The sequence below is a fragment of the Deinococcus multiflagellatus genome (genome assembly GCF_020166415.1).
GTDB lineage: Bacteria > Deinococcota > Deinococci > Deinococcales > Deinococcaceae > Deinococcus > Deinococcus multiflagellatus.
In genome coordinates, this window is sequence record NZ_JAIQXV010000026.1 from 1 (window position 1) to 12,421 (window position 12,421).

Consider the following 12,421-nt stretch of genomic DNA (forward strand, 5'->3'; position numbering starts at 1 on the left):
ATTGTTGAGCCACGTATTCACCTAGTAGAAGAGATCACACTTGATCTGGAGCAGAACCTCACCATCAAGATGGATGGCCTGCGGATTGAGTACCCCCGCACCATTGAACTCCGGGACCTGAAGTACGTGGAATCCCGGGTCGGCGGGAGATTCAGAGAAGACGGCCGGCTTGGTCTTCCTGGCACGCTGCACCGCGTCTCCGCAGAGTTTGACGGTGAGGACTTGCTGGCAAGTATCACCATTCGTGTGGCACGTGTGATTCAGGGAGTCGCCGAAATTTTGCGGCCCTATATCACCGCAGCCAGAGGCATTGCCGTGATTGGCCCGCCTGCTGTCGGGAAGACCACGCTCCTGCGGGACATTGCCCGAATCCGGGCCGAAACCTTGAACCGTGGCCTTTGGGTGATCGACAGCAGCAATGAAATTACGGGAGATGGCGACGTCCCTCACCCACTTCTCCGCCGGATGCGCCGAGTCAAGGTCGGTGATCCAGATCAGCAGGCGCCGAAGCTGCGGCGAGTTATTCGCAATCATGGCCCGGAGGAGGTTCTGATGGACGAAGTGGGCTATAACGGCGATGTTCCCCTTCTTGTGTCGGCTTCGAAAAATGGCGTGAGGGTCATCGCCACCATGCACGGCCGCGTGCTTCTGGACGTGATAGAAAACCCACCTCTACTGCCTCTGCTGGGCATCAGCATCGACGAGCGAACCGGAGAGCTCAAACGGCGCAGCACTGCCTGCTTCAGTCTAGGCATTGAGGTCCACGGCAAGGGCAAGTACATCGTCTATGAGGATGTGAGCAGAGCCGTTGATGCCACTCTGGCTGGGGAGCAGCCAGAAGGCATTCAGGTTGGTCAGTGGGTGCCCCACCTGCCACAACTGCTGGCAGCTGGTTGACTTCAAAGGCCGTGAAACAACGAGAAGAGGCGGGTCGAAGCGATGGGCTTTCGGCCCGTCTCTTCTTCTTTTGACCCTCGCGCAGGCAGCATCGCGAGCGGAGGACCACGATGAGCCAGAAACAAGACGTCACGTCACCAGGACCGGCTGTCCCTGGAGCCGAATCCGCTCCGGAAGCCCCCACGCCTTCATTGCCCGAAGGGGCGCACATCCCTCCGACGGAAGCGCCAGAGCGCCCGCCCGTATCACCTCCTGCAGCGATGCCACGCCCTGCCCAGGCAGGGCGTGCAAGTCGGCCAGCCGCGGCGGCGGCACCAGACTCGGCGCCGCCGTTTCAACTGCTCAGTGCACTGCTCAAAGGCGTTCCACCTGAGGAGCTGCACCTCGTTCTGGAGAAGTACGAAGAAGCGATCAAACGGGGTGTGGTCAAGGCCGTCCCGGCCCCCAGCCACCAGGTCTTTGACCTGGAGATCGTGACCGCCCAGGGCAAGCGCGCCCTCCGCAAACTGGACGACGAGATCGTTCTTCCCGACGCGGCCTTTCAGGGCTGGCTCGCCCAGGAACGGCGCGCTTCACGCCTCGCGGTTCTCAAGGTGACAGGCCGAGTTGAGACCTCGTTGGAGCGCCTGGCCAGTGGCGAAGATGACTTCAGAACCCTTCTGGAGATTCGCAAGGGGCGGCTTCAAAAGCCCAAGACCGGCCGCAGCGCACATTGATCCCTTTCAAGTGAAGACATCACAGGCCAGTTGCCCCGCGCGCTGGCCTTTTTTGGAGGTACGACCCATGAGGAAAGACACCCTGCACCCGGTCAGGCGTCCATCGAACGCTCGCCCTCCCCTGCTCAGCGTCGATCACTCTGATGCCTCTGGTCGTCAGAACAGAGAAGACCAGAAACGCCGGTCAACGTCGCCCGGCAAGACGCGCAGGCTGCACCACAAACCCGCGTGTCCAGGGCAGACGGGCCCGCTGGTTTTTCTCCAGGCTGGCGGCTTCAGAGGCGCCCAAGGTGAGGTCACCTTCGTCCACCGTATGCCACGTCGGTGGGCCTCTCTCGTCCACAATGCTGAGCACTCAAGACGCCGGAAGAACGGGCTGAACAGCATCCAAAACCCCTGTTCATCATCCAGCACGACGCATCCGCTCTGGCTCCTCACGCTAAATGGCGCCACCCGTGACGACCGGGCTTTCTGCAGCGGTCAAACGCCACAGAAGGGCGTGCCGTCCGCCACGGTGCTGGGCCTTTTGAACCCCCTGGGGAGACCAGCCTGCAGGAGCGTCTCATGCCGCGTCTGAATCGACCCGCCGCCACTCAATATGAGCGCAAAGGGCTGGCCCGGACCTACCAGTTGGGCGGCCTGACCCCCGACGAAGCGCGGGCCACGTTCGACGACGTGGCGGACTTGATGGACCGGGGATTCCTCCATGTCACCTACACCGGCATGGGGGAGCTGATCGTGCTGACTTCACTGGGCCTGCGCGCCATTCCCGACGACGACCTCACCCCCCGCAGCCTGAGTCGGTCGGTTGACCTGGCCTATGAACGGCTCTGCCTGGCGCAGCTGGATTGGCGGGTCCTGGCGCCGGGCATCCGGACGGGTGCCGAGCGCTTCGGAGGGCTGCGGCGTTTCCCACGAGTACAGACCGACCAGCGGGACGCGTACGTGGTGGCTCAACTCTCCAGAGGCGGCACCACCTCCGAATCGATTCACCGCTTGGCCCAGCGGTTTCGCAGCACACTGGCCGCCACGCAGCATGACCTGGTGATCCTCAGCCCGAGTGCCGTCCGGGGCCGTCAGGCGGCCGAACAGCACCGTGCGAACCTGCGTTTCGTGCACTGCCTGCCGCAGACTGAACCGGGTCAACCGGGGCAGCGCGTGTGGACCGGCGAGGAGGTGGGTGACCTCTGGGAAGTGCCGCCCATTCAGGGGCCAGCCATCACCGAACTGCAGGCGGCAGAACTGAAAGGAGCCGGCGTCCCGGACCTGACGCTAGAGATTTTGCAACTGGTCCGAAAGGACCGCATCGAGCGGGCTCACGAGGCCCTGGCGTGTGACGGCGTGATGACCGAAGGCCAGCTCAAGCGGCACTTCAAACTGGAGGCTGAAGACCTGCCAGCGGTGCCGTTCGTGCAGGATCTGGCCCGCCCGGTCCACATGCGGCCCAACCTGGAAGTGCCCGTGCGCTTTCTCTTGGCGACCCGCACGATGGGCCAGGCCGAGGTGCCGCACCTAGCCCATCGTGCGGGTGCCGGCGAGCTGCGTCACCAGTACGGCGTGCCCCCGAGTGCGTGCGAGGTGGTGCGCCCAAGCCGGGGGACGGTCCGGCGCCGGGCCGAGGAACCAGACGCGATCTGGCAGCGGGCGGATGGGGGGCGCGTGGCAGTGGAATTCGATACGGGGTCTTACGTGCGGCGCGTGGTGGAAGAGAAGCGCGACAGCTTCCGTCAGCACTTCCAGGGCCTGGTGTGGGGGGTGGTCTCCGAGCGGCGTCAGGCCACGGTGTCTTCGTGGCTGACCCAGCGGGTGGACCTGGCCCAGTGGTGGCGATGAGCAGGCACGGGAGGGTCAAACGGGAGGGGGCCAGCGCTGCCTGCTAGCCCCCTCTTTGACTTCCCTGGGGGAGGCATGCAGGCCACCAGACTGGGGTGGGCGCGGGGCCTCGGGGGCCAGGCCGAGGGTCGGAAGCCCGCTCAAGACCCCCTGTCTGATAAGCGCACTTGCGCTGGAGAAGCGCTGCGGGAACAGCCGTGGAGGGCGAAACGAGCCTCCTGAACCCCCTGTCGAATAAGGGGTACATCTGTTCTCTTAATGCCCTAAGGGTCCATGTGCCGCATGTCCTCCGCTGGCTCCGCCCCAACAGCCCACACACCCCCTGGCTATCCCTGACCCCAGCCCCCGCTCCCCCAGAGTGCCCCGCGCCAGCTGTCTTCGCTTGGTGGCCAAACCCACCCGCCCAGCACCCTGGAGAGGTCCCCGTCCCCCGGCCCGGTGGTGTTCGCCACTGGAGGTCAGGGAGCGGAACAACACCCCCGGAGGAAGCGCCGGGGGTACAGGGCGGACAAGACAGCCTCGACCCTCAGAGACACTGAGACCAAGTGGGCTGCCCCCAGGAGACCAACATGCGTGGAATGAACCAGTTGACCGTGATCGGCGCCATCACCCGGACCCCCGAGCTGCGATACACCCCCTCCGGCACCGCCGTCCTGGACTACACCGTGTCGGGTGAGCGCCAGGAACTGCGCCAGGGGGAGCTCAAGACCGTCCCCTTTTACCTGCCCATCACCAGTCTGGGCAAGGCCGCTGAAGCCCTGGCTGAGCGCCTGGTGGCCGGGCTGCCGGTCCTGGTTGTCGGTAACCTCGTGCAGGAGCGGTGGGAGACGCCCGAAGGCGGGAAGCGCGCACGGGTCCTGGGCAAGGCGCTGCGTGTGGAAGAACTGGCCGGCACGTTCGATGTGGTGGAGGATGCGGGGGGCGGCGTGCGCCTTCAGGGCGGCTCGGCCCTGGTGGCCCTGGGCGGCAACCTGACCCGCGATCCAGAACTGCGCTACACCCCCGGAGGTGAGGCCGTGATGGACCTCAGCCTGGCGGTGAACGAGAAGTGGACGGACGGACGTGGTCAGGTGCAGGAGAAGGTGCACTATTTCGAGGTGGTGCTGTGGCGGGAGGCGGCGGAAGCGTTCGCCCAGCAGGCGCCGAAGAAGGGGCAGCCGGTGTATGTCGAGGGGGTGCCGCAGTCGTCAACGTGGACCGACCGCGACGGCAACAAGCGCAAGGACACGAAGATCACGGCGACCTCGGTCATCCTACTCAAGGGGGGTGAACGGACCGGCGGTGAGCGAGCCCCTTCCCGCCCGGCCCCTGCGGCGCAGCCACCGCGTCAGCCAGTGGCCGCCGCGAGTGGCGGTGCCCAGCGCGCCCCGGTACGGTCGGGCGGGCTCGACATCGATCAGGGGGATGACTTCCCACCCACCGAAGAAGACCTGCCGTTCTAAGCGCCGTGCGCCACCCGAAGAGAGGCCCCGCGCCTCTCTTTTTGTTGTGGAGTGAGGGGACAGCGTCACCCGCCGCGGCCGCGTCAGGTGACCGGGAAGCACGCTGGGTGGAGACGCGCCGCAAGCCGGCCAACAGGGGCCGATGCCTCCACCTCGCGCTCACCGAGTCAGGCATGGGCCGCAGCGGGCGGCGCCGGGTGACGAGAGGGTGCCAGGAAGTCGCGGAAGAGGGAACGGGTGGGCCAGTGACGGCCTGCCCGTTTCGTCATGGGGTGCGGGTCCCTTCCCACGCCGCGTCCAGGGGAGAACCGTCACCCGCCGCTGGGGGGCGCGGCGGGTGCATGGCGGGCATGACGACCGTACTCATCTGGCTGCTGGTGACCCTGATTTCAAGTGGCGCGACCCTGGTGGCGCTGGACGCCAGCCGCGTGAAGCGAGCGGCCCTGCACGCCCGCCGCTGACCCCCCGGTGCGGCCGGTCCAAGCGCCGCACGGGAGATGAAGCGTCACCCCTGGACCAGGCGCCAGGGGCGCAAGTGAGCATCACACCCGCTGGTCGCCGATCCGCAGATTGACCGCCGCCATGAGGGCGGAGCAGGGGCCCTTCGCGGGCCTCTTTTTTTTGAGAGGCCGCCGACCTCCGCCCAGGGGCAAGGGGGGCGGCTCACGACCAAGGTCACCCCCAGCCTTCCAGCGCTGGGGGGCCGAGAGAGGTAGCCCAGGCCGCGTGCCCTGAACCGCCAAACGACGCCGCGCGCCCGAGGCTCCACAATTCACGCCACATGTTCGCCCCCGGTCGCCCAGCGCTGGGGGTACTGTGCTGGTATGCTGCCCGGTCATGCAGGAGCAACGGCACCGCGCCAGGCACCCCACCCGGCGCGGTTCGGGGCTGGCATGATCAGCATCCGAATCAGTCAGGGGCGGCGCGGTGGACGCGCAGTCATCGTCACCTTCAGGGCAAGGGGTCACGCCGGCTTCTGCGAAGTCACGGCCACGGCGGTTCACCACCTCTGGTGGGTGGTGCCAGGGGCTGTCTGGGCTGCCGCTGGCCACTGGCGGCAGACCCGACACGTCTTCCGGGAACGCTGAGACTCAGAAGCAGGCGGCCGAGCAACTGGCCGCCTGTTGTTCTGGGGACCTGACCGGCAGCGGCGCGGCCCGCAGGCGGGCCGGCACCCTGGGTGCGCGGCCCAGGTTCTTGGAGCGCTCATCACCCTGCAGTCACGCCGGGTGCCAGAGAGGCATGAACATTCCCCTGTTTCCTGTGAGCGAGGCAGCCGCCCCTGCCCCGCAACTTGGGGTCAGCGCCCCAGCCCAGGCAGTGGTTCTGACCCTGGCCGCAGGCCTGTCAGACCGCGAGCGCGACATGCTAATTCAGGCGGTGCGGCTGGCTGAGGCCATCCGGTTGGGCCTGAACCCGGCAGACTTCGATCCAGCGGCGGCCATGCCTTCTGGTGCACGGGAGGCGGCGCGCCGTGCCGAGACCCAGTTGCGCTGCCGGCCCCTGGAACAAATGGGGGGGCAGCCGCTGGCCTTGGCTGCGGCCAGCGGCACGCTCCTGCTTAGCCGCACCCAGGCATTTCCGTCGCGGCTGACAGAAGCGTTCCGGCAGGCGGTCGATAAGGTTTTCGGGCAGCTTCACCTTGAGCGATTGTCCGCTTAAAGCGACTCATATTTCTTAGATTCGCACAGATACCCTCGCGATTATGAAGCTGCTGTCCTTGCTGCTGGTCCTGTCCGTTTCAGTCGCCTCTGCCCACACCTCTAACAAACAGGTGGTCGCTCTGGGGAATGACATCATCATCATTCAGCCTGTCGTCACACCAGGTGGGTCAAATACTCGTCTGGAAGGCAACGACACCATCGGCGTAACGCCTTAAGCACTGCACCTGCGCCGGGCCCCAGACAGAAGCTTCTGTCTGGGGCCCGGCGCATTTTGGCGTGACGTCACCCCGGCCCGCGCTGACGCGCGGCGCTCGCCGGGGTGCTGGGCGGGCATGACGGCATCCCTTTCCCTCTCGCCTCTGGCCGAGACGTTGCTGGCCCGTTTGCCCCTGCCCACCCGGCTGCAGGTGCAGACGGCGTTCGCCCGGTTCACCCCCGAGCAGTTGGCCGTCATGAACGCCGTGATGACCACGGGCGACAACCTGGTCGTGGAGAGCACGGCGGGCAGTGGGAAGAGCACGCTGCTCAAGACCATGGCGGTGGTGCTGCCCCGGCGGCGGCCGATCGGGGCCTTCGCCTTCAACGGCAGCATCTCGGAGGAGATCCGGGAGGTCATGCCCGAAGACGTGATCTGCTCCACGCTCCACGCCCACGGGCGTAGTCTCCTTGAAGCCCACCGGGGCCGCATTGACCTCGTGCCTTATAAGCGGCGCAACCTGGCGCAGGCCTACCTGGCTGAGCTGGGGCTGGGCGAACCGAAGGTGCTGCGCAACCTCACCCGGCTGCTGGAGTTGACCCTGATCCACCTGGCAGCGCCGGACGAGCTGCCGGGCCTCATCAGCGCGCACGGCCTGAGTTTTCCAGACGGCTTCGACGCGCCGGCAGCCATCCGAACGGTGCAGGCGGGCGCCCTGCAGGCCTACCGGGACAAGGGTCAGATCGATTACACCGACATGCTGTACCTGCCGATCAAATTGAAGTGTGGCGCCGGCAGCCTGGGGGTCCAGCTGATCGACGAGGCACAGGACCTGACGCGCCTGCAGCACCGGCTGGTCAAGCACCTGGCCGGCGAGACGGGGCGGGTCATTCTGGTGGGCGACTCCGAGCAAGCCATCTACGGGTTTTCCGGCGCCGACGTCCAGGGGCTGGAGCGTGCCGAAGCCCTCTTCGGTGCCCGGCGACTCCGCCTCACGTTCACGTGGCGCTGCCCCAAGCAACATGTCGCGCTGGCCCGGCAGTACTCCAACCATATCCAAGCTCCAGCGAGTGCGGCAGAGGGCGAGGTGCAGCGGGTGACGGAAGACGACGTGCCGGCGCTGACGCAGCCTGGCGATCTGATCGTGTGCCGCTCCAATGGGCCCCTGGTGCAACTGGCCCTGCGGCTGGCAGAGTCGGGACAAGCCGTCAAGATCTTGGGCCATGACCTGGACAAGGACCTGACCCGGCATCTGACGGACACCTTCCGGACCCCCTTTCATGCGGCTGACATAGAAGAGCGGCTGACCGCCCGCGGCGAGCACCTGATGCGTGCTCATGCCCGCACGGGATTGAGCGGTGCTCAACTGCGGCGGGTCGTCGAGCGGGATACGGACCAGCTGGCCTGCTGCGCGGCATTGGCAGTCCGGGCGGCCCAGGAGGCGCAGGGGGAAGGTCGTGCGGCCACGGCCGCCGAAGTGGTGGCCCTCGCCAAGAGCTTGATGGGCCGGGCTGACGGGGCCGTGCGGCTGTGCACGGTTCATAAGAGCAAGGGGCTGGAAGCGCGGCGCGTCATCATCCTGCACCCAGAAGCGCTCATGGCTTCAGGCGGTGACGAACGCGAAGAGCGGGCGGTCTGTTTCGTGGCCCACACCCGCGCCCGGGAGACCTTGATTCTCGCGGCGCGGGGCTGAGGTTACACTGGCCTGGAGAAACGTCACCCCTGCCGCGATGGGCGGGGGTGCAGGGCAGGCCTATGAACCTGCGTGCCCTCTTCCAGCGCCGCTCGCCTCGCGCCCTGCCCCAGCCGGAAGTGCTGAGCGCTCTGCCCTATCAAGCGGCCCATGACCTGGCCTGCGGCCGTGATCCTGAGCAGGAGCGGGTGCGGCGCCTATCGGAGAAGGCCCGTCTGCCGGTGCGGCACCGACCCTACGATCCGGCTGCAGGTGCAGCGTACGACGCAACTCGGCGCCCCGCACCCGCCCGAGCGGTTCAAACAGCGCCGCCCGTGTTTTGTCTGGAGTTTGGCGCCGCCCCAGACGAGGCCAGGATGGCGGCCGGCGCCGCGGCACCGGAGCTCACCTTGATGGTCTATGACGATGAGCGCATTCCAGACCACGTCCTGGAAGAAGAAGCGGGGCGCCCAGCGGTCGACACCGAGATGCTTGAGGCGCCAGCTACCGCTGACGGCGAAGAGGCCCTGATGGCCATTTTGTCGGCCGAACTGCGCGGCGCCGTTGGCCGAGCCGCCACGCGGGCCCGCAGCACGCCACTGCACGGCGCGGCGTAGGCAGGGAGAACGAACACCCGCAGGAAGCCCACCTGCGGGTGCCTGGCAAGCACGCAGGCGAGGAACTCCGGCGCACATCATCACTGCCGCCCCGGCGCCCTTGGGCCCGGTCTCGTCCTGCTTTGGCCACACGGTCAAAAGGAGCTGCCCTATGCGCCACAACATCCCACTGCTGCTGCTGTTTCTTGCCCACTCCTCTGCCCAGGCCGGCAACGATCTCCCGATCATCGTAGCCAGTCCCGACATGGCACCCAGTCAGGTCGCGGCCGTCGTCTCAGGGTCAGAAGTCCGCCCACTGGGCAACGATCTCCCCATCATCGTCGCGTCGAAGTAACAGCTCTGAAGAGACCCCGCCCGCCTCAGCCAGGCGACCAAAGGAGAATCCATCATGAACACCAACCACGTCTCCCTGATCGGCGCGCTGGTGCGCCCGCCGCAACTCCAGGTCACTGCGACCGGGACCAGCGTATTCGAATGCACCCTCAGTGGTGAGCGTCAGGTTACGGATGAGCAGGGCCAGCTGCGCATGAAGCCCTGGTACCTGCGGGCCTTTGCCCTTGGTCGCCTGGCAGAGGTGCTGGCCAAGCGCCGCTACCAGCCTGGAACCGCGCTGTACGCACCGGGGTGCCTGGATTACTCATCGTTCGACAAAGCCGAGGACGGGAGCAAAGGCAGCACCACCCGAGTCAAGCTGGACCAACTCGAACCCATTCAGGTGCCGTGGGAGGTTGAGGCGCTCGAGAACGGATTTCGGCTTAAGGGAGGGGTCAACGAAGCTGAGTTGAGCGGCAACCTGACCCGTGATGCGGTGCGCCGCGACACCGCCAACGGCCTTCTCGTCCGGGCCACTATCGGGGTCACCACCCCCCGTATAGGCCGGGAGAGCCGACCAGGCTACTTCGACCTCAAAGGTTGGCGGGACGCGGCGGCTCCACTTGCTGGTCTGGGTAAAGGTGCCGGCCTGATCGTCAGGGGCGCCGTGGTCACCGAACAGTATGCCGATTCACAGGAGGCCGGCCGGTCACGAACGGCGGTGTACCTGGATGTGCAGCGCGCGCTTCTTCTGGCAGGCCGCTAACCACGGCCTCCACTGCTGCTGGGCGAAACAAACCCGAACGGACACCGCGCCGTTCGGGTGCCGGGCAGGCATGAAGAACCCTTACAAGGCAGCCCATCACGCTGACGGCCGTGAAGAGGCGCAGGCGCGCATTCGCGAATCCCTCCTGCAGATGCACTTCGAAGCCCAGGGTGAGTCGTGGATCCAGGCCCGCGAACATGCCCGGCAGATGGCACAGACCCAGACAGCACCTGCACGCAGCCGCGCATCAGGAGTAGCCCATCAGCACTGACTTCCTGCAAACACGCGTCCACTACCTGGAACACCTCAGCCATGAGGTCGAGCAGGTAGAGGCGTGGACTGCGCATCAGCTCAGCCACCTGGCGCCCCTGATTGCGTCGGCCCGGTCAGACGCCGAATTGCTGCTCTACGCGCATTGCCTTCGCCTGCTGTTGCCACCAGCCACCGTGCATTGAGGCTGGGAGGAGCGACACCGCTGGGCACCAGGGCCCACGGTGCACCGCAGGCATGAGCCTCCCCAGGACCAGCCCGACACACGTCTTTGCGCGCTTGACCTTCGGAGAACCCATCCCCGGCATGCCTCCTGTGGAGCCGCCTTACACCCCTGCCAAGCGGCAACCCGCCTACCAGGCGGCCCTCAGCGGCCTGGAGCAACACCGTCAGGCGCGGGTGGCTGCCGCCGCCGCCAAAGGCGATTGGGACGACGCTGACCGCTGGCAGGTAGCGCGGGTGATGCCGGCGCTGTTGGTCGGCGACCCCGGTAGCCTGCCTGCCACAGTGCCGGGCCTGCTGCTGGAGCTGCTCTGGGATGACCAGTCGGTCACCGCCCGCATCGTGGCGGCCACGCCGGACGGGGACCTGCTGGCGGAAGACGTTGTGCTGCTCCGGCGTGACGGACCGGGCTATGTGGCGTTCGCGCCGGTGGTGTACGCCCGCTGACCAGTCCCAGGAGAACGGTCACCTCGGGCAGAACCCCGCCGCCCGAGGTGCAGGGGGGGCATGACACCAGGTGCTGCCGCTGCCAATCAACCCTACGTCGGCTTTATCCGGATCCTGATTCTGCCCGGTCTCCTGCTGTGGCCTCTCGCTGCAGGTCTGAGGGCTGTGAGTCTGGACACCGAGCAGCAGGTGTTGCTGCTGCTTGGGCTGTCGCTGTCCTGCCGGTGGTTGGAACGGCGCCTTGGGGCCACTTGGAGCCTGATTGCAGCGGCGCTGGCCGCACTGGACGGCGCTACGTCCACGGCCCACGCCTCGGCCCTCCTCGACGTGCTGGTCTGTTACTGTGCTGCGCTGAGCGTGAGTCTGGCTCTGGTCGGTGACCGGCCTGGCCAACCCTCGCGCCACTAGGGTGAGGGCTATGAACGCAATTCTGGTGCCACTGGAGGGTCACGGGTTCGTGCTGTCTGTCCCAGACGGTGGGCCGACGTTGGCGGCTGCGCACGTCAACACCCAGCAGGCCTGCGGTCTGCTGGTGGTGACCCGGTGCGCGCTGGCCACGCTGCTGCTTCCAGAGCAGGTGGCTCTGGCTGCCCAGGCATTACCGGGCACCCCTCTTCAACTTCTGGACCAGGCCCATCACAACGCCGGCCTAGTCAGCCTGGACGGTGGGGTGCGGCTGTGGCGCGGGCCAGCCTGGCTTGACCTGCCGCAGGATGTCGACGCAGTGAGACGGTTGCTGGCGGCCGCGTATGGTCAGCCACCGGCGCCGCTGGCAGGTGTGGTGGCCAGCCTCAAATCCATCTGTGGGCCTGTGTCAACCCGCGAACTGCGCCGGAAGTCTGAACGGCGCCCCGATTTCTGGTTCCACTGAGCGTCAGGCTGGCGGCGTCACACTCAAGATGACGCCGCTGCCCTGTTTGTTGGTCCTCAGGGAGCCGGCCGCTTCCATCACCCGCAGCTGCGCGGTCAACGGGGAAATGGCCACGTTGAGTTCAGCCGCGAGAACTTCGGTCAACCAGAACGGGGTGCGCTGCAGGCAGCGCTCAATCCGGTCTGCCAGCTCGTGAAAGCCGGGAAGAGGTTCCCGGACACTTATCAGTTGCTCCTGAACCCAGATGCTCAGGCCGTCTTGGGTGACGAACACACTGCCCATCACCCTGCCGGGCCGCATCTGAACCATGACGAGCCGCCGTTGTTCCATCTGCGTCAGCACTGGTTCAAGGGCGGCCCGGGAGCAGTCCAGCATGGCGGCCAGATCATCCACCTCAACGAGGGGGGGTGCGTCATGCATAAAGGCGCGCGCCAGTGCCAGCGCCCGCCAAGCCTCCTGCTCCAACTCCATGGTCACAGCCTCCCCCATCCTGTCC

General features: G+C 66.5%; 15 protein-coding genes. 14 read left to right on the forward strand and 1 reads right to left on the reverse strand.

The window, feature by feature from the left end:
- From K7W41_RS21080 to K7W41_RS21145, 14 genes are all read left to right on the forward strand, one after another.
- Nucleotides 1–897, forward strand: an 897-nt coding sequence (locus K7W41_RS21080; protein WP_224612315.1) for an AAA family ATPase, incomplete at its 5' end; no start/stop codon positions are given.
- Nucleotides 898–1,007: 110 nt separating this feature from the next.
- Nucleotides 1,008–1,613 (forward strand): hypothetical protein, encoded by a 606-nt coding sequence (locus K7W41_RS21085; protein ID WP_224612317.1) that lies wholly within the window; start codon nucleotides 1,008–1,010, stop codon nucleotides 1,611–1,613.
- A 564-nt stretch (nucleotides 1,614–2,177) separates the two neighbouring features.
- Nucleotides 2,178–3,446, forward strand: coding sequence for a hypothetical protein (locus K7W41_RS21090; RefSeq protein WP_224612319.1), 1,269 nt, complete (start codon nucleotides 2,178–2,180; stop codon nucleotides 3,444–3,446).
- A 569-nt stretch (nucleotides 3,447–4,015) separates the two neighbouring features.
- Complete coding sequence (gene ssb, locus K7W41_RS21095; RefSeq protein WP_224612321.1) at nucleotides 4,016–4,888, forward strand: single-stranded DNA-binding protein; 873 nt, start codon at nucleotides 4,016–4,018, stop codon at nucleotides 4,886–4,888.
- A 1,320-nt stretch (nucleotides 4,889–6,208) separates the two neighbouring features.
- Nucleotides 6,209–6,550, forward strand: coding sequence for a hypothetical protein (locus tag K7W41_RS21100; protein ID WP_224612322.1), 342 nt, complete (start codon nucleotides 6,209–6,211; stop codon nucleotides 6,548–6,550).
- Nucleotides 6,551–6,593: 43 nt separating this feature from the next.
- Nucleotides 6,594–6,767, forward strand: coding sequence for a hypothetical protein (locus K7W41_RS21105; RefSeq protein WP_224612324.1), 174 nt, complete (start codon nucleotides 6,594–6,596; stop codon nucleotides 6,765–6,767).
- Nucleotides 6,768–6,884: 117 nt separating this feature from the next.
- Nucleotides 6,885–8,441, forward strand: a complete 1,557-nt coding sequence (locus K7W41_RS21110) for a UvrD-helicase domain-containing protein (protein WP_224612326.1) — start codon at nucleotides 6,885–6,887, stop codon at nucleotides 8,439–8,441.
- A gap of 62 nt (nucleotides 8,442–8,503) precedes the next feature.
- Complete coding sequence (locus K7W41_RS21115) at nucleotides 8,504–9,037, forward strand: hypothetical protein (protein ID WP_224612328.1); 534 nt, start codon at nucleotides 8,504–8,506, stop codon at nucleotides 9,035–9,037.
- Nucleotides 9,038–9,188: 151 nt separating this feature from the next.
- The gene (locus K7W41_RS21120) at nucleotides 9,189–9,371 is read left to right on the forward strand and encodes a hypothetical protein (RefSeq protein WP_224612329.1); all 183 of its coding nucleotides are present in this window, start codon (nucleotides 9,189–9,191) and stop codon (nucleotides 9,369–9,371) included.
- Nucleotides 9,372–9,425: 54 nt separating this feature from the next.
- Entirely contained in the window at nucleotides 9,426–10,115 is a 690-nt protein-coding gene (locus tag K7W41_RS21125; protein WP_224612330.1) for a single-stranded DNA-binding protein, read from the forward strand.
- Nucleotides 10,116–10,185: 70 nt separating this feature from the next.
- Entirely contained in the window at nucleotides 10,186–10,386 is a 201-nt protein-coding gene (locus K7W41_RS21130; RefSeq protein WP_224612331.1) for a hypothetical protein, read from the forward strand.
- Between the two features lie 305 nt (nucleotides 10,387–10,691).
- The gene (locus K7W41_RS21135) at nucleotides 10,692–11,054 is read left to right on the forward strand and encodes a hypothetical protein (RefSeq protein ID WP_224612332.1); all 363 of its coding nucleotides are present in this window, start codon (nucleotides 10,692–10,694) and stop codon (nucleotides 11,052–11,054) included.
- Between the two features lie 60 nt (nucleotides 11,055–11,114).
- The gene (locus tag K7W41_RS21140) at nucleotides 11,115–11,462 is read left to right on the forward strand and encodes a hypothetical protein (RefSeq protein WP_224612333.1); all 348 of its coding nucleotides are present in this window, start codon (nucleotides 11,115–11,117) and stop codon (nucleotides 11,460–11,462) included.
- Between the two features lie 10 nt (nucleotides 11,463–11,472).
- Complete coding sequence (locus K7W41_RS21145) at nucleotides 11,473–11,925, forward strand: hypothetical protein (RefSeq protein ID WP_224612334.1); 453 nt, start codon at nucleotides 11,473–11,475, stop codon at nucleotides 11,923–11,925.
- A 3-nt stretch (nucleotides 11,926–11,928) separates the two neighbouring features.
- Here the strand turns inward: K7W41_RS21145 and K7W41_RS21150 are convergent, their stop codons facing one another.
- Nucleotides 11,929–12,402, reverse strand: a complete 474-nt coding sequence (locus tag K7W41_RS21150; protein WP_224612335.1) for a hypothetical protein — start codon at nucleotides 12,400–12,402, stop codon at nucleotides 11,929–11,931.
- Between the last annotated feature and the right edge of the window lie 19 nt (nucleotides 12,403–12,421).